The organism is Actinomadura meyerae, from assembly GCF_900188445.1.
Taxonomy (GTDB): domain Bacteria; phylum Actinomycetota; class Actinomycetes; order Streptosporangiales; family Streptosporangiaceae; genus Spirillospora; species Spirillospora meyerae.
Genome location: NZ_FZOR01000046.1, coordinates 26851 through 44028, shown reverse-complemented (window position 1 = coordinate 44028; position 17178 = coordinate 26851). Strand labels below are relative to the sequence as shown.

Annotated in this window: 14 protein-coding genes; 5 read left to right on the top strand and 9 right to left on the bottom strand. The window is 75.3% G+C overall.

Features of this window, described 5'->3' with window-relative positions; all coding sequences use genetic code 11:
- Positions 1–13 precede the first annotated feature (13 nt).
- A complete protein-coding gene (locus CHF16_RS33315) occupies positions 14–868 on the top strand; it encodes a glycosyltransferase family 2 protein (protein WP_089330176.1) in 855 nt (284 codons plus the stop codon).
- Here CHF16_RS33315 and CHF16_RS33310 read toward each other — a convergent pair.
- The 6 genes from CHF16_RS33310 to CHF16_RS33285 all read right to left on the bottom strand — a co-directional run bounded on the left by CHF16_RS33310 (position 861) and on the right by CHF16_RS33285 (position 6851).
- A complete protein-coding gene (locus CHF16_RS33310; protein WP_089330147.1) occupies positions 861–1502 on the bottom strand; it encodes a TetR/AcrR family transcriptional regulator in 642 nt (213 codons plus the stop codon). The genes CHF16_RS33315 and CHF16_RS33310 overlap by 8 nt on opposite strands.
- A gap of 129 nt (positions 1503–1631) precedes the next feature.
- Positions 1632–4148: a HelD family protein gene (locus CHF16_RS33305; RefSeq protein ID WP_089330146.1), complete on the bottom strand. Its 2517-nt coding sequence runs from the start codon at positions 4146–4148 to the stop codon at positions 1632–1634.
- Positions 4149–4239: 91 nt separating this feature from the next.
- Positions 4240–4905, bottom strand: a complete 666-nt coding sequence (locus CHF16_RS33300) for an SDR family NAD(P)-dependent oxidoreductase (protein ID WP_089330145.1) — start codon at positions 4903–4905, stop codon at positions 4240–4242.
- Positions 4902–5636, bottom strand: a complete 735-nt coding sequence (locus tag CHF16_RS33295) for an acetoacetate decarboxylase family protein (protein WP_245869669.1) — start codon at positions 5634–5636, stop codon at positions 4902–4904. Before CHF16_RS33295 ends, CHF16_RS33300 begins: the two co-directional genes overlap by 4 nt.
- Positions 5637–5686: 50 nt before the next feature.
- Entirely contained in the window at positions 5687–6184 is a 498-nt protein-coding gene (locus tag CHF16_RS33290; RefSeq protein WP_089330143.1) for an SRPBCC family protein, read from the bottom strand.
- Between the two features lie 70 nt (positions 6185–6254).
- A complete protein-coding gene (locus tag CHF16_RS33285; RefSeq protein WP_089330142.1) occupies positions 6255–6851 on the bottom strand; it encodes an HD domain-containing protein in 597 nt (198 codons plus the stop codon).
- Positions 6852–7022: 171 nt separating this feature from the next.
- Here CHF16_RS33285 and CHF16_RS33280 point away from each other — a divergent pair, with 171 nt between their 5' ends.
- Complete coding sequence (locus CHF16_RS33280; protein ID WP_179271824.1) at positions 7023–8954, top strand: outer membrane protein assembly factor BamB family protein; 1932 nt, start codon at positions 7023–7025, stop codon at positions 8952–8954.
- A gap of 65 nt (positions 8955–9019) precedes the next feature.
- Here CHF16_RS33280 and CHF16_RS33275 read toward each other — a convergent pair whose 3' ends face one another.
- The 3 genes from CHF16_RS33275 to CHF16_RS33265 form a co-directional block, all read right to left on the bottom strand.
- Positions 9020–10147, bottom strand: coding sequence for a glycosyltransferase family 4 protein (locus CHF16_RS33275; protein ID WP_089330140.1), 1128 nt, complete (start codon positions 10145–10147; stop codon positions 9020–9022).
- Positions 10148–10342: 195 nt separating this feature from the next.
- A complete protein-coding gene (locus tag CHF16_RS33270; RefSeq protein WP_089330139.1) occupies positions 10343–11605 on the bottom strand; it encodes a nucleotide sugar dehydrogenase in 1263 nt (420 codons plus the stop codon).
- A gap of 25 nt (positions 11606–11630) precedes the next feature.
- On the bottom strand, positions 11631–13073 hold the full coding sequence (locus tag CHF16_RS33265) for a glycosyltransferase family 4 protein (protein ID WP_245869667.1): 1443 nt from the start codon (positions 13071–13073) through the stop codon (positions 11631–11633).
- A 54-nt stretch (positions 13074–13127) separates the two neighbouring features.
- On the opposite strand from CHF16_RS33265, the gene wecB reads away from it, so the two are divergent.
- Genes wecB through CHF16_RS33250 form a run of 3 tightly spaced genes read left to right on the top strand, consistent with a single transcriptional unit; the run spans position 13128 to position 17111 of the window.
- Positions 13128–14198, top strand: coding sequence for a non-hydrolyzing UDP-N-acetylglucosamine 2-epimerase (gene wecB / locus CHF16_RS33260; RefSeq protein ID WP_245869671.1), 1071 nt, complete (start codon positions 13128–13130; stop codon positions 14196–14198).
- Positions 14191–14934 (top strand): hypothetical protein, encoded by a 744-nt coding sequence (locus tag CHF16_RS33255; protein ID WP_089330137.1) that lies wholly within the window; start codon positions 14191–14193, stop codon positions 14932–14934. Before wecB ends, CHF16_RS33255 begins: the two co-directional genes overlap by 8 nt.
- Before the next feature lie 11 nt (positions 14935–14945).
- Complete coding sequence (locus CHF16_RS33250; protein ID WP_245869665.1) at positions 14946–17111, top strand: glycosyltransferase; 2166 nt, start codon at positions 14946–14948, stop codon at positions 17109–17111.
- Positions 17112–17178: the final 67 nt, after the last annotated feature.

Below are 17178 nucleotides of genomic sequence, written 5' to 3'. Positions count from 1 at the left end.
CGTCGTCCTGACGATGGGCAACCGGCCGGCGGAGCTGGCCCGCGCGGTCAGCAGCGCCCTGGAGCAGGAGCACGTGGACGTCGAGGTCGTCCTCGTCGGCAACGGCGTCGACCCGGTCGGCGACCGCGCGGGCACCCCGCCGTTCGACGACGAGCGCGTCAAGACCCTCAGCCTCCCGACGAACCTGGGCATCCCGGGCGGGCGCAACCGGGGCGTGGAGGCGTCCTGCGGCGACGTCATCCTGTTCCTGGACGACGACGGCTGGTACCGCTCCACCCGCCTCGGCGCGCACCTGCGCGACCGGTTCTCCGCCGAGCCCGACCTCGGCGTGGTCTCCTTCCGCGTCCGCGACCCCGAGGGCGGGCGCGGCGAGCGCCGGCACGTGCCGCGGCTGCGCGCCGGCGACCCGGAGCGGTCGTCCCCGGTGACGACGTTCCTCGGCGGCGCCTGCGCGATCCGCCGCGCGGCGTTCGACGCGGGCGGCGGCCTCCCCGAGGACTTCTTCTACGCCCATGAGGAGACCGACCTCGCCTGGCAGATCCTCAACGCGGGCTACCGCATCGTCTACGACGCGTCCGCGGTGATGTTCCACCCGGCGGTGCTGCCGACGCGGCACGACATGTTCTACCGCTACAACGCCCGCAACCGGGTCTGGCTGGCGCGCCGCAACCTGCCGTGGCCGCTGGCGCTCACCTACCTCGCCGTGTGGGTCGGCATGACCCTCCTGCGCGAGCGCAAGCCGAGCGCGCTCAAGCCGTGGTTCAAGGGCTTCGCGGAGGGCTGGCGCAAGCCCGCCGGGCCGCGCCGCCCGATCTCCTACCGCACCGCCTGGCGGATGACGCGGACGGGCCGCCCGCCCATCATCTAGGTGCCGTGACCGCGGCCAGGATCAGGTGGGTGAGCTCGGCGGTGATGGCGTCGAGCGGGACGTCCTGGTCGCGGGCGGACCAGTGGTGGACGAGGTTGTTGACCGCCCCGATCACCGCGATCATCGTGAGCCGGTGGTCGCGGTCGGGGGCCTCGCCGCGCTCGACCGCCTCCCGGGCCATCGTGAGCAGGGTGTCCTCCCACCGGGAGCGCCAGCCGAAGCGGTGCCGCTCCAGGTCGGCGCTGACGCCGATGACCTCGACGAAGGCGATGCGGGCCCAGCGCGGGTCGCTGGCGGTGACGGTGACGAACGCGCGGACGGCCCGCTCGATCCGGGTGGCGAGACCGGCCCCGGCCGCCTCCGCGTAGGCGTCGGCGAGGGCCTGCGCGGCGCGCTCGTTGATGGCGGTGTGCAGCGCGGTGAGGAGTTCCTCGCGCCCGGAGAACTCCTCGTAGAAGTTGCGGGTGGACACGCTCGCGGTGGCGCACAGCCGCTCGATGGAGGTCGCCGCGTAGCCGCGGGTGCCGAACAGTTCGAGCCCGGCGGCGAGCAGGCGCTCCCGCCGCTCGGCGCGGCGCTCCTCCGCCGACCGGCCGCCGTAGCTGCGCCTGGGTGCGGGATTCCGGCCGCTCATTGGTCTCCGTTCACCCGTGCGTGCGAAAGGGGGCAGCGTCAGCCTAACCCGCACGCACGGGCCGATATCACCACCGCGCGGCGGGGCGGTGGGCCCGCGCCCCGCTCGCGGTCGGCCGTCCTGCCGCGATCAGCCGTCCAGCAGGGTGTCGCGCCATTCCGGGTCGGCGGTGAGGACGGTCAGCCGCTGCGTCGCGCGGGACACCGCCACGTACAGGACGCGCAGGCCGCGCGGCGACTGGGAGGCGACGGTCTCCGGCGCCACGATCACGGCGGCGTCGAACTCCAGGCCCTTGGCCTCCAGGACGTCCAGCACCTGCACCCGGTCGGGGAGCCCGCCGCCGAGCCGCTCCCGGTCGGCCTCCGTCCACGCGGGCGCTGTCCCAGTGGGCGCGGCTCCCGCCGGCGCGGGCTCGGCGGGGGCGTCGAAGAGGGACGCCTGGGCGGGTTGCGGCGCGACCGCGCGGGCGGCGTCGCCCGCGGGCATGGGGACGATCAGGCCGATCGTGCCCTCGACCTGGCCGAGCAGCTCCTCGGCGGCGGCGCGGGCGGCGGCGGGCAGGTCGGGCTCGGGCACGACCCGCACGACCGGCTCGATCCCGGACGTGCGGACGGCGCGGGCCGGGCGGGCCTCGGGCAGCGCGCGGGCCAGCACCCGCGCCGACACCGCCGCGATCTCGGTGGAGTTGCGGTAGTTCGTCGTCAGCTCGTACTCGTGCCGGGCGCGCGGCGCGGGCTTGCGGCCGCCGCGGCGGCGGCCCCGGGCGGGCTTCTCGCCGCCGAGCGCGGCCTCCATCGCCCGGCGGGCGGCGTCGAGGTCCTCCCAGGCGCTCTGGGCCGGGTCCTCGACGATCGTCCAGCTCGCCTGGCGGCCGCGGCGGCCGAGCATCCGCCACTGCATGGGGGAGAGGTCCTGCGCCTCGTCGACGACGATGTGCGCGTACTCGGGACGCTCCTCCACCACGCCGTCGTCGACGCGCCGGGACCGTTCGAGCCGCTCCATGGACGTGGTCAGCTCCTGCATCTCCGGCTCCCACGTGTCGTCCGCGACCTCCTCGCCGGTGAGGATGTTGACGCCGTCCACCACGAAGGGGTCGTCCTCGGCGGGGGCCTTGCGGCGGGACGGGCGGGGCGGCGAGCCGAGCAGCGCGTCGAGCTCGTCGAGCAGCGCGACGTCCTGGTAGCTGAGCGGGGCGTCCGGCCCGGCCCAGGACGCGGCGAGCGGCTCTATGTCGGCGCGGTCGAGGTCGCGGCCTGCGGCGCGGCGCAGCCGCTCGGGGTCGCCGAGGGAGCGGAGCACGTCCAGCGGGCGGCGCAGCGGCCACCAGGCGACGAGGAAGTCGGTGAAGGCGCGCTGCTCGCGGACGCGGGCCTCGAACTGCGCGCGCGCCGGGTCGCCGCCGTTCTGCCGGCCGCGGGCGGCGGGCTCGTCGTCGAGGGAGGCGAGGCCGTCGGCGGCCAGGATCGCGTTCCACAGCCCGGTCTCGGCGTCCTCCTCGGCCGCGGCGGCCTCCGGCCCGCCGGTGTCGGTGAAGCGGCGCCACAGGGCGTCCAGCAGCGCCTCGGCGGCCCGGCCGCGGGCCGCGTTGACGGAGCCGCGGCTGCGCCGGTGCAGGTCGGCGCGGAGCCGGTCGAGCCGCGCCCGGTCGAGGGTGACGACGATGCCCTTGAACACCACGCGCAGCTCGTCCGGGGCGCCGGGGGCGTGGTCGGCGACGGCGCGCCGCAGCACGGCCGCCATCGCCTCGGCGCCCTTCACGCGGGCGAGGCGCGGCGGGTCGTGGACGGTCGCGGTGGCGCCGTCGACGAGGTCGCCGAGCGAGCGCAGCGTCGCCGAGCCCTCGCCGAGCGAGGGCAGCACCCGCTCGATGTAGGCGGTGAAGCGGCGGTTCGGGCCGACCACCAGCACGCCCCGCGACCCGAACCGGCGGCGGTGCCGGAACAGCAGGTAGGCGACGCGGTGCAGGGCGACGGCGGTCTTGCCGGTGCCGGGGGCCCCGCGCACCAGCACGGTGCCGTCGGCGGGCGCGCGGATGACCTCGTCCTGCTCGCGCTGGATCGTGGCGACGATGTCGCGCATCGCCCCCTCGCGGGCGCGGGCGAGCGAGGCGAGGAACGCGCCGTCGCCGACGATGGTCATGCCGTCGGCCGCGTCCGGGTCGAGGAGGTCGTCCTCCAGGTCGACGACGGTGTGGCCGCGCGAGTGCAGCACGCGGCGGCGGACGACGCCGCGCGGGTCCTCGGGGGTGGCGCGGTAGAAGTCCTCGGCGGCGGGCGCCCGCCAGTCGATCACCAGGGAGTCGTGCTCGCCGGTGCGCACCCCGATGCGTCCGATGTAGCGGACCTCGCGCTCGCCGCTCTCGCCCGGGGCGAGGTCGAGCCGGCCGAACACCAGCCCGTCGTCGGCGACGTCGAGGGCCTGGGCGCGCAGGGACGCCTGGTGGACCATGGCGTCGCGGTCCACGAGGGAGCCCTTGGTGCCGGCCAGCGACTGGCGGTAGCCCTCGCGGATCATCGCCTGGGCGGCGGCGCGCATCTCCTCCAGGCGCGCGTAGGCGATGTCGACGTAGCGCTGCTCGGCGGCGATCTCTTGATCCTTGACCGTGCCGCCCGGACCGGTCGGCCGCCCGTTCACCTGGGACGACATGCAGGCTGCTCCTCGCACGAGTGTCGTGCCGGGGACATCCCCCGGCCCGCCCAAGGGGCGAAGGAGACAGCTTATGCGGTCGGCCCTCGATTCAGCGCGGAGCGGACGTCCGGGCGCCGGTGAGACGGCGTGCCGCGCGGCCCGGTCCGGACAGGGGCGCGCGGGCCCGGCCCGGCCGGACGTGCAGGTCGCCGGGCGGGCGCGCGAACGAGCGGTCCAGCGCGTCGAGGACGTGCCGCGGAGCCGTCTCGCCGTCCCGCCGGACGCACCGGAACACCACGCCCCGCCCGCCGTAGTCGCGGTAGAGGCTCTCGGTGTAGGCGGCCACCGCCCCGGCCGCGGCGGCGGTCGCGCCCGCCGCGGGCGGCGGCGTGCACAGCACCAGTTCGCCGGAGCCGCGCTCCAGCATGCCCGGCAGCGTGGCCCGCGCGATGTGCACGGCGCCGAGCACATCGGTGCGGAGAACATGTTCTATCTCGGTGAGCGGCTGGGCCAGCGCGGGGGCGGCGGGCGCGATCGCGGCGGCGTGCACGACCCGGTGCACGGCGCCGGTCACCGCCAGCAGGTCGGCCACGGCGCCGGGGTCGCCGACGTCGCAGGCCCGCACGTGCATGTTGGGGGAGCGCAGGGCCGTCTTCGCCAGCCCCACCTCGTCGATGTCGACCGCGACGACGTCCCAGGCCGCCGCCGCGAGGCGCCGCGCGGCGAGCGCGCCGAGGCCGCGGGCCGCGCCGGTGACCAGTGCCGTCCGCCTCATGGGTGCACCTCCTCGGCGCCCTCGAAGACCATCTGCAGGTGGCCGACGCTGCTGGTGGTCAGCGCGCGCGCCCGGTCCAGGCCGAGGCCGCGCAGTTCCTCCGCCACGGGATGGTCGCCCAGGACGACCTTGGCCCCGCCAGGTCGGGTCCGGACGTCGGACGGTGTGAGCGTCCACGGCGTGCGCCGCGTGACCCCGTCCAGGCACGAGTAGGCGTCGACCTTGGGCGCGGCGGTGCTCCCGGGCATCGGCAGGCCGGGTTTCACGGCCAGCTCGATCGCCGTGCGCCCGCCGAACCGCACCGCGCAGCGCTTGACGCGCCCGGACAGGTCCATGGGCATGTCGGCGATCTCCTTGGGGAAGCCCCAGATCGTCCGCCCGGCCTCCAGAGTGAACTCCTGGTTGACCGGCAGCCAGTGGATGAACGCGCCGATGCCGCGCAGCCCGCCGAGCCGCCCGGGCGCGGGCGCGCCGGGCGGGCGCACCAGGAACGCGACGGCGAACTCGTGGTAGGGCCCGAGGTCGCCGTCCGCGTACCGGACGAACGCCAGCGAGCAGATCGCGCGGCCTGGCAGCGGCTCGGCGACGCTCAACCCGGAGTAGGCGATCACGGCCTGGGCGGCGCGGGCGGGCACGGCGAACATCGCCGAGGCCACCGCGGCGTCCCGGATCCGCACCGGGAGGGTGACCCGCTCGCCCTGGACGGCATGCGCTTGCACGGTGCTTGTCACACCGCTTAGTAGAACAGGTTCTCGTTTTGCTGCCAAGGACGGCCGGGGCCTCAGCCCCGCTCGACGGCCGTCCGGATGCGGTCGAGCGTGGCGCGCATCCCCGCACGGTTCACCGCGGCGCGCCGCTCCGCCGGGACGCCGGTGAAGACCTTGCCGAGCACCGACACGAACGCCGCGCCCCGGCCGTCGCGGCGCAGGTCCTCCCAGTACTCGGTGAGCCGCGTCCGGGGCGCCGCCGGGTCGTCGGAGACGTCCTCGAAGCGGTAGCCCCACAGCGCGACCGGCATGCCGAAGCTCGACACGCGGAAGGCGAACGCCTCGCCCGGAACCGCCGCCGTCACCTGGCATGTGGTGAACCACACACGCCACCCGATCCGGTTGAACCCGACGAACCGCGTGCCCGGCGCGACCGCCCGCCCGCGCACCCAGACCGCGAACACCTCGGGGCTCCAGTCGCCCATCCGGCGCAGGTCGGCGACGGCCGCGTACACGTCCCGGGCGCCGGCCGCGACGGCCGTGCTCTCCTCGACCACCCACTCGCGTTCCATGGCGGAATCCTCCCACCTCATGACCATCCGGTCATAGGGGGGCGGTCGGGCGCGGTCAGAGCAGGCGCGGTCAGAGCAGGTGCGCGTACTCGGCCCGCCAGGCCGCGTACCAGCTCCGGAACCAGGGCTCGGGCTCGGCCAGCGGGACGATGTAGGTGATCGTCTCCGCGTAGTAGCGGCGCTGGAAGTCCGGCGGCATCCGGTCGAGGGTCTGCACGTTGCTGGCCCGGTCGGCGAGCTTCACCCGCACGGCCTCGGGCGGGGCCTCGCCGAGGCGGCGCAGGTAGGCGGCCCTGGCGGCGCGCTTGGCCTGGCGCCCGGCACCGCCCGCGGGCGGCTTGGTGACCCAGTCGACCAGTTCGGTGACCTCCGGGCCGAACTCCTCCTCCACGTCCCGCAGCGTCGCGGAGGTGTCCTCGACGACGTCGTGCAGCACAGCGGCCGTCAGCACCGGGGGCGCGACTATCCCGGCACCGCGCACCAGAACTTCGAGGGCTTCGAGCAGATGCTCGACATAGGGTGCGCCCGTGGGACGCTTCTGGTCGCCGTGCCAGCGCTCCGCGGCGGCCACGGCCTTTTCCAGGGCGTCCACGTCGATCGGGGCGCCGGACGCCGCGATGTCCGCACGGGCCGTGTCCCAGGTGTGCCAGCGAGTGAAGACCTCCATGGTTCAACTCCGTTCTGTCGCGCCGGACGCCCCGCACACGGCATGGTGGGTGTCGTCCCAAGACACAGTAATCAGCAGGCCCGCCCGGCGGCGGGCACCGGGGGACCGGCGGAGGGAGGCGGCGCGGTCGTGGTCGGGAGCCGGCAGCGGCCTGGTGGCCGACCGGAGACCGTGGGCAGGGTACGCGTCGCGCTCGGCCTGGTCTCCGCCGCGGTCTCCGTCGTGCTGTGCGTCGTGCTCGTCGAGAAGTACGTGCTGCGCGCCGAGTGGTGGCAGGTGCGGCACACGGTGACCGGCGAGCCCGTCACGCCGCAGCGCGAGGTCGGGCCGCCGCCGGGGCCGCTCGCGGTGAGCTGGGAGAAGACCACCCCGACGCACCACGGCTCGGTCGCGGGCTACGACGGCGTCTCCTACCAGGTCGCGCTCGGCCAGGTCGTGACCGCGTCCGGGGACGGGATCGAGGTGCGCGACGCGCGGACCGGCGCCGACCGGTGGAGCTACCGCCGGGCCGGGTGGACGATGCTCGGCTGGACGTCCACCCGGGCCCGGCTGGTCGCCTACTTCGAGCGCAACGGCGAGCGCGCCGACCGGGTGCTCGTGGCGTTCGACGCCCTGTCGGGCGGGCTGCTGTGGCGGCGGGAGGGCGAGCGTCCGGCCGCGGTGTCCCGCTCGACGCTGCGCTGGCCCGCCGGCTCGGACATCGTGCTGACCACCGACGACGCCGACCGGACGCTGTTCGGCGTCTCGGCCGTCACCGGCAGGCGGGTGTGGCGGCTGGCGCTGCCGCGCGGCTGCCGGCTGTTCGAGGGCGGCGCGCACCCGGCCGACGGCCGGGAGGCCCTCGCCGCGTTCGGCCTGGACTGCCGCGAGGGCGGGCGGCGCCGCAGCCGGCTGCTCGCGGTCGACCCGGCCAAGGGCACCGTCGCCTGGGACGAGCCGCTCGGCTCCAAGGAGTCGCCCGAGGTCTCCATGCTGGACGGGGCCACGCTCGTCTCGGACGGCACGGCGCTGCGCGCGTACGACGACAAGGGCCGCCAGTTCGGGCTGTGGCGGGGCGACGGGGTCTGCGGCGACCTGATGTGCCCCGGGGTGCTGGTGCCGGGGCGGCTCCTGGTCGTCTACCACCCCGAGGGGTCACGGTCCGGCGCGACCCGCATGGAGGCGGTGGACGTGCCGTCCGGGCGGGTCGCCTGGCGCCGCGACGTCCCCGCGTACGCGGCGCTCGCGCAGGCGGGCGGGCAGGTGTTCGCGCTGCGCCCGCGGCTGTCGGAGGGGCTGCTGCCCGCCGGGGTCGACATCGTCGAGCCGGGCGGCGGGGAGACGACCACCGCGCCCGCGCCGTTCTCGATGGACCCGGACCTGCCGGGCGCGCGGCCGTGGCTGGCGGCGGCGGGCGGGCTGCTGTACGCGGCCGTCCCGCAGGCGGCGCCGCGCCCGGACGGCGCGGCGCGGCTGGTCGCGCTGCGCGGCGGGCGCACCGGCACCGGCCCGGCCGAGCTCGGCGGCGTGCCCGCGGGCGACTGGCCGGACGCGTGCTCGCTGCTCACCGCGCCCGACCTCGCGGCGGCGCGGATGACCGGCTACACCGCCGAGCCGCACCGCGCGGCCGCCGGAGGCGTCCGGCTGCCGCGCCCGGTGTCGTGCAGCTACGAGCGGCGCGGGGGCCGCGACGAGCCCGACCCCAAGGACGGCCCGCGGGAGAGCGCGAGCGCGTCGCCGAAGGCGAAACCGAAACCGGAACCGAACCCGGAGCGGGTGGCGAGCCCGAGCGCGTCGGGATCGGGCCGGCCGAAGCCGTCCGCGAGCAGTACCAAGGAAGCCGACGCGGAACCGCCCGTGCGGGGGCTCACCGTGAGCGTCCGGTGGGTGGGCGAGACCGACGAGGCCGCCGCGCGGATGCTGGACGCCCTCCAGGCCGCGCAGTCGCAGGCCAGGAAGCGCCGCGACATCGGCGGGGACGAGGCGTACGAGATCGGCCCGACCGCCGGGATGATCGCGCTGCGCGTCGGCCGGTACGTGGTGGTGGTGGAGGCGAACCGCCCGCCGGGGGCGGCGGCGCGCATCGCCCGGTCGGTCGCCTACCGGCTGCACCACCCGGCCTGATCCCCGGGCCGGGCCTGTACTGCGGGCCTGTACTGCGGGCCGGTGCTCCGGGCCGGTGCTCCGGGTCAGTATTCCGGGACGGGCTCCGGCTCGGCGGCGACGTCGGCCGGACGGTTCGCCCACGCCTCCAGTTGCGCGACGAAGCGCGCGGCGTGGACGGGCCAGTGGAACCGGGCGCGGGCCGCCTCGTAGCCGCGCCGGCCCTGCTCGGCCCGCTGCTCGGGGTCGTCCCGCAGCCGCAGCACGGCCTTGGCGGCGGCCTGCGGGTCGCCGAACGGCACGACGGTGCCGCAGCCGGCCGGCTCGACGATGTCCACCGCGGGCGGGTTCGGCGTGGTGACGACCGGGATGCCGCGGGCCATGTACTCGACGACCTTCGTCGGCATCGAGTGCCGGTAGTTCGGCTCGTCGTGCAGCAGCGCCAGGCCGGCCATCGCGCCCTCGGCGATCCGCAGCGCGCGGTCGTTCGGGACGAACCCGTACCAGCGGAGGACGCCCTCGCGCTGCGCCGCCCGCAGCGCGTCGCGGACGTCGGCGTCGGCGGCGCCGATCAGCTCGACCACGATCCCCTCGGCGGCCAGCGGCCGGGCCATCTCGACCATGTCGAGGGCGCCGCGCGCCCGGGACAGCTGCCCGATGTAGACGGCGCGGCGGCCGTCCGGCGGGCCTGGCGGCAGGTCGGCGACGTAGGTGGTGTTGGGCACGACCGGGTGGTCCCCGCGGAACCGCGCCCGGTAGCCCTCCTCGGCGAGCAGCAGCCGGTGCCGCCGCTCGGTGCGCCGCTCCAGCCGGCGGACGGCCGGGCGCAGCACCGGGCGCAGGGGGCCGGGCAGCCAGCCCTTGGCCGACAGCGCGGCGGCGGTGTCCTCGTGGACGTCCCAGACGACCGTCCGCCGCCGGACCTCGCGCGGCAGCGACACCAGCAGCTCGGGGTCGTGCAGCAGGACGACGTCGGCGTACGGGGCGTGCTCGGCGAGCGCCCGCCGCGCGGCGCGCAGCGCCCGCAGGCGCCGCCGGCCCGAGGCGCGCGGGACGTCCACGGGGCTGAGCTCCCGCCACGGGGTCGCATTGCAAGTCCGAAATGGCGCTATATATGTGACCTCGTGACCGGCGTCGAGCAGCGCGCGGATCTGCCGGTGCAGAATGCGTGCGTCCTCGGGATGGTGCACCACCGTGCAAACGCAGACCCGCATCACACTCACTCCGTAAGGCGCAGAAATCGACCGTCTCGGTGCGAGTCTCGGCCGCCGATGGAAATTGCCGATGAATTCCGGCCGTCCGTGACATGTCCGGTGACCGGCGGGTCGTCCCTGTACGCGAGTTCCTGCCGGTACGTCGGCTCCTGCCGGTACGTGAGTTCCCGGACGAGCACCGCGGGCGTGGCGGGCCTACAGGAGTTCGACGGAGTCGCGGCGGGCGTCGCGCGTCCGCCCGCGGGTGTCGAACAGCAGCCGCGCGTGCCGGGTCAGCGTGCCGGCGTCGTAGGCGGCGTGCGCGGCCAGCACGATCGCGAGGTCGGCCTCGCGCAGCGCGGCGGTGAGGTCGTCGCCCGCGTACCGGACCTGCTCGCCGTCCACCTCCCAGGACGTCACGAACGGGTCGTGGAAGGCCAGGTCGGCGCCGAGCCGGGCCAGCCGCCGCGCGACCGGGCGGGCGGGCGACTCGCGCTGGTCGGCGATGTCGGCCTTGTAGGTGACGCCGAGCAGCAGGACCCTCGCGCCCTTGAGCGCGCGCCCCTCGCGGTTGAGGAGCTGCTGCGCGCGCTCGGCGACGTACCGGGGCATGCGGTCGTTGATCTCCTGGGCCAGCTCCACGAACCGGAACGGGTAGCCCAGCGACCTGACCTTGTACGACAGGTAGTTCGGGTCGATCGGGATGCAGTGCCCGCCGACGCCCGGCCCCGGCCGGAACGCCTGGAACCCGAACGGCTTGGTGCTGGCGCAGTCGATCGCGTCCCACAGGTCGATGCCCAGTTCGTTGCAGAACACCGCCATCTCGTTGACGAGCGCGATGTTGACGTGCCGGTAGGTGTTCTCCAGCAGCTTCGCCATCTCCGCCTCGCGGGTGCCCTTGGCCTCCACGACGCGCTCGACGAACTTGCCGTAGAACGCCGACGCCGCCGACGCGCACGCCGGGGACAGCCCGCCGACGATCTTCGGGGTGTTGCGGACCCCGTAGACCGGGTTGCCCGGGTCGATCCGCTCCGGCGAGAACGCCAGGTGGAACTCCTCCCCGGCGACCAGGCCGGACGTCTCCAGGATCGGCCGGACGACCTCCTCGGTCGTGCCCGGGTAGGTGGTCGACTCCAGCACCACCAGCGTCCCCGGCACCAGGTGCCGGGCGACCGTCTCGGCCGCGCCGCGCACCGCGGTCAGGTCGGGGCCGCCCTCCGGGGACAGCGGCGTCGGCACGCAGATGACCACGGTGCGGGCGCCGTCCAGGATGTCCTCGTCCAGGCTCGGCGCGAACCCGGCCTCCAGCATGTCGGCGATCTCGGCGGGCGAGACGTCGTCGATGTGCGACAGCCCGGCCTTGAGCCCGGCCACCACCCGCGCGTTCCGGTCCAGCCCGCCGACCCGCAGGCCGGCCAGGCACGCCTCCCGCGCGAGCGGCAGGCCCACGTAGCCGAGTCCGATGACCACGAGATCCATGCGCCCCGGCCCCCTTCAGAAGAATCTATGTCCGCCGGTAGGCCGCCCGGTATCGCGCGGTCACGGCGCGCCAGGTGCGCTCAGCCGCGACCCATTCCCGGGCCGACCGCCCGATTTTCCGTCTCAGTTCGGGAGCGTAAGCCAGGTCTTCCAGACAATTCGCCCATGCTTCCGGGTCTTCCGGAACTGTTAACGTCCCCGTCACGCCCGGTTCCACGATTTCCCGAAGAGCCTTGACATCACTGGCTATTACCGGGATTCCCCCTGCCATCGCCTCGATCGGCTTCAGGGGCGTCACCAACTGGCACACCCGGTCCGCCCGGCGCGGAACCGCGAACACATCGAGGACGGCGTGGTATCGGCGAACCGACTCCATCGGCACCCGGCCGGTGAACACGGCATGGACGCCGTGCCCGGCGGCGCGCCGCTCCAGCGCGCCGCGCTCGGGGCCGTCGCCGACCAGCAGCAGCGTGACGGGCGCCCCGCGGCCGCGCAGCAGCGCGGCGGCGTCGATGAGCGTGTCGATGCCCTCGTAGCCGTAGAACGAGGACGTGAGGCCGACGACCGTGGCGCCGTCCGGGATGCCGAGGCGCGCGCGCAGGTCGCCGGGGTCGGGGAGCGGGCGCAGGAACGCCTCGTCCACACCGTTCGGAACCGTGAAGATCTTCTCTTCGGGGATGCCGCGCGACGCGATCTCCGCCCGCATCGCCTCGCCGAGCGTCACCACCGCGCCCGCCTCGGCCATCCGGCGCGTCTCCAGCTCGCGCGTCAGCCGGTAGAAGTCGTCGGTCTCGCGGTGCGCCGGGTCGCGGGAGAGCCAGGAGTCCTCCAGGAACCCGCGCACCTCGTAGACGACCGGGATCCCGTGCCGCCGCCCCAGCTCCAGCGCCACGGCCGCGTTGAGGTGGTTGCTGACCGCGTGCAGGACGGCCGGGCGCAGCTCCTCGACCAGCCGTCCGGCCAGGTCGGCGCTCTTGGCGACGGCGTCCCGCGGGTCCGCGCTGGGGAGCCACGGCAGCAGCCGGTGGTACGGGACGCCGTCGATGTCCACCCGCGCCCGCGCGTCGCCGACGCCCTGGCTGAGGGGGTAGCCGAGCCGGGTGACCACGTGGGTGTCGAGGCCCGCCTCCCGCTGGGCGAGCGCGATGCGGTGCGTCCGGACGGTGTAGCCGGCGTTCGTGCAGGGCAGCGCGTTCGTGACGAACTTGAGCACGCCGTCGCCTGGCCGGGGCGCGGCCCGCACCGGGCGCACCGGCTGCGCCAGCAGGGCCCGCAGATCCGCGACCTCTCGCTGGACGTCCCGGGGCTTCGGCACGGCCAGGCGGGAGCGCCGGAGCCGCCCGCCGACCGGGGTCCGCGCGGCGAGCCGGACGGCCAGCCGCGGCGCCCGCCCGGGATCGTCCCGCACCTGCCGCCAGGCCAGCCCGGCCAGGTAGACCGCCCTCTTCACCACGGGCTTTTTCGTCACGGGGCCGGACGTTAGGCGACCTCGATGAACAGAAGGGAAATTGTGTTGGCACCCATCGTGCACGTCCTCGGGGCGCGGCCGAACTTCGTCAAGGCGGCCCCGGTGATCTCCGCGCTGCGCGCCGCCGGGGCCGAGCAGGCCGTCGTCCACACCGGGCAGCACTACGACGCGCGGATGTCGGAGATCTTCTTCACCGAGCTGGGGCTGCCCGAGCCGGACGTGAACCTCGGCGTCGGCTCCGGCGGGCACGCCGAGCAGACGGCCGCCCTGATGATCGGCCTGGAGGCGGAGTTCACGAGCCGTTCACCCGCGCTGGTCATCGTGTACGGCGACGTGAACTCCACCATCGCCGCCGCCCTCGTCGCGGCCAAGCTGCACATCCCGGTCGCCCATGTGGAGGCCGGGCTGCGCAGCTTCGACATGACCATGCCGGAGGAGGTCAACCGGCGGGTCACCGACCAGCTCTCCGACCTGTGCCTGGTCACGAGCCCCGAGGGGATCGGGCACCTGGCCGCGGAGGGCGTCCCGGTGTCCCGCACGCACCTCGTCGGCAACCCGATGATCGACACGCTGCTGGGGAACCTGGACTCCTTCGACACCGCCCGGGTGCGGGCCGCGCACGGCCTTCCGGACCGGTACGTCCTCGCGACCGTGCACCGCCCCGCGAACGTGGACGCGCCGGAGACGGCCGCCGCGCTCGTCCGGCACCTGCACGGCGTCGCCGACCTCGCCGACCTGGTCATCCCCGTGCACCCGCGCGGCCGGGCCAACCTGCTGGCCGCCGGGCTGGACGACCACGCGGGCGTGCACGTCCTGGAGCCGCTCGGGTACATCGACTTCGTCGCGGCCGTCCGGGGCGCGGCGGCGGTCGTCACCGACTCGGGCGGCCTCCAGGAGGAGACGACGATCCTCGGCGTGCCGTGCCTGACCGTCCGGCCGAACACCGAGCGGCCGATCACCATCACGCACGGCACGAACCGCCTCGTCACCTTCGAGGAACTGGTGCCCGCGGCGCGCAAGGCGCTGGAGGAGGGCCCGCCGAAGAGCGACCGGACCCCGCCCCTGTGGGACGGGAAGGCCGGTCCCCGCATCGCTGAAGTGATCATGGAGTATCTGGGTGAGTGAGGTCGAGGACGCGAAGGCGCACCGGCGGCTCGGCCGGCTGAGGTCGACGCTGCGCGAGCGCGAGGCGCGGATCGCGGAACTGGAGGGGCGGCTCGCCGCGCTGGAGGCGTCCACCGCCGTCCAGTTCGGGCGGCTGGTCGCGGGCGCCGCGCGCGACCCGCGCCGCGGCAGGCGGCTGCCGAAGGAGCTGTACCGGCTGTGGCGCAGGCGGAACGCGCCCGTGGCGGCGGGCTCCGGTACGGGCCGTGGCGGCGCCCCGCCCGAACGGGTCGACCGCCCCGAGGACCGCCTCCTCATCGCCAACCCCTGCGACAGGCTCATCATCGCGGGTGTGCTCGGCCCGGCGACGGCGGTGCTCCTCGCCGAACACGCGAGGGTCATCCGGCTCTACCCGCACGATGCGGCGCTCGTGCTCGGCTCCGCCGACGCCGACCTGCTCGTCGTGGACGCGGCGGCCGGCGAACCCGGCGGACCCTGGGCGTACCTGGGCGTGCCCGGCATGTACGACCGAGACCTCGCGCTGCACGAGATCCGCGAGATCGCCGCCGCCCGCCGCCTCCCGCGCGTCCTGTGGACCGGCGGCGGCGCCGCGGTGCCCCCGGCCCTGGCGGCGCTGCCCTGGGACGCGACCGCCACCGCCCCCGCCCGGCTCACCGAGATCGCCGGGTCGGCCGACGCCCAGACCACAGGGTCCGCCCAGACCACAGGGGCCGCCGAGACGGCACCGGCCCGTTGAAAGGAGCCACCGTGCGACCACGCGCCCTCGTCTACGGCGACGTCGACCTGAACATCATCGACGGATCGGCGATCTGGGCCCAGGCCATCGTCCAGGCCCTCGCCTGCGCGGGCTGCGCGGCGACGCTCGTCCTCAAGGCGCCCGTGCGCACCGGGCGGCTCGTCGACCCGCTGCGCGACCTGCCCGGCGTCACCGTCCGCAGCCCGCACGCCGAGGGGCTCGCCGACGCGCCGATGGCGCCGCGGCAGGCCGCGGAGGTGCTCGCGCGGCTCGACGCGGAGGCCCCGCACGACCTGGTCGTGGTCCGGGGCCGCCGGCTCGCCGCGCGGCTGGCCTCGGGCCCCCTCGCCGGACGCCTGTGGACGTACCTCACCGACGTCCCGCAGTCGGCCGCCGGGTTCGACGCCGCCGCGAAGGCCGACCTGCGCCGCATCGCGGACGCCTCCCGCGTCCTGCTGTGCCAGACCGAGGAGCTGCGCGGCTTCCTGGAGGCGGCCGTCCCCGCGACGGCGGGCAAGTCCGTGCTGTTCCCGCCGGTCGTCGTCCTCCCGGACGGCCTGGAGGCCCGCGCCCCGGGCGCTCCCGAGGGCCCGCTCCGGCTCGTCTACACCGGCAAGTTCGCGCCGCGCTGGAACACCCATGAGATGACCTCGCTGCCGCGCCTGCTCGCCGTGCGCGGCGTGCACGCCGAGCTGCACATGGTCGGCGACAAGATCCACGACGACCCCGCCGACCCCGGCTTCGCGGCCCGGATGCGGACCGCGCTGGAGACCGGCGAGGGCGTCGTCTGGCACGGCGGCCACCCCCGCGCCGAGGCGATGCGCCTCACCGCGGGCTGCGACGTCGGGCTGTCCTGGCGCGACCCGTCCATGGACGCGAGCCTGGAGTTGTCCACGAAGGTGCTGGAGTGCGGCATGCTCGGGGTGCCGGTCGTCCTCAACCGGACGCCCATGCACGAGCGCCTCCTCGGCGCCGACTACCCGCTGTTCGCCGCCACCGAGGACGACGTCCTGGACGCCCTCACCCTCATCGGCAAGAACCCGGACGTCCACACCCTCGCCGCCGACCGCTGCCGCGCGGCCGCCGCCGGGTTCACCCTGGACGCCGCCGCCGAGCGGCTGCGCGGCCACCTCGCGCAGGCGTTCCCGGAGCCGTCCGCGAGCGTCCTGGCGGTGAAGGAGCGCCCGCTGCGGGTGGGCGTGGCGGGCCACGACCTCAAGTTCTTCGACCGCCTGCTCGACTACCTGCGCTCCCGTTCGGACATGGAGGTCCGCGTCGACCACTGGGCGGCGCTCAAGGCGCACGACGAGAAGCGCAGCCAGGACCTCGTCGACTGGGCGGACGTCATCGTCTGCGAGTGGTGCGGCCCGAACGCGCTCTGGTACGCGAGCCGCAAGCGTCCCGGCCAGCGCCTCGTCGTCCGCCTGCACCGCTTCGAGCTGTACGCGGCCTGGCCGAGGCAGCTCGACATCGACGCGGTCGACCGGGTCGTCTGCGTCAGCCCGCACTACGGCGACCTCACCCGCGAGGTGACCGGCTGGCCGGCCGCGAAGGTCGTCACGATCCCGAACTGGGTGGACGACGCCCAGCTCGACCGCGCCAAGCTCCCCGGCGCCGAGCACCACCTCGGCATGATCGGGATCGCCCCGTCCCGCAAGCGCCTCGACCGGGCGCTGGACGTCCTCGAAGAGCTCCGCGGCGACGACCCGCGCTTCACCCTCTTCGTCAAGTCGAAGCTGCCCTGGGACTACTGGTGGATCTGGCAGAAGCCGGAGGAGCGGGACCACTACGAGAAGGTGTTCCGCCGGATCCGCCGGTCGCGGCTCCTCTCCGGCGGCGTCGTCTTCGACAGTTACGGGCGGGACGTGGCGTCCTGGCTGCGCCGCATCGGCTTCGTGCTGTCGACGAGCGACGACGAGAGCTTCCACCTGGCCCCGGCCGAGGGCATGGCGTCCGGTGCCGTCCCGGCGCTGCTGAACTGGCCGGGCGCCGGAACGATCTACGACGCCCGCTGGATCCACGAGAGTCCGCGCGCGATGGCCGCGTCCATCGCGGAGACGGTGTCGCTCGGCCGCTGGCGGCAGGACGGCGACCTGGCGAGGGAGCAGGTCAGGGCCGCCTATGCGCTGCCCGAGGTCTGCCGCCAGTGGACCGATCTGCTGGCCGGACGCCCGTAGCCCGCGCCCCCGCCGAGCCTCCCCGGCCGCCCGAGCCCGCCCGGCCGGGGAGGATGACCTGTAGCGG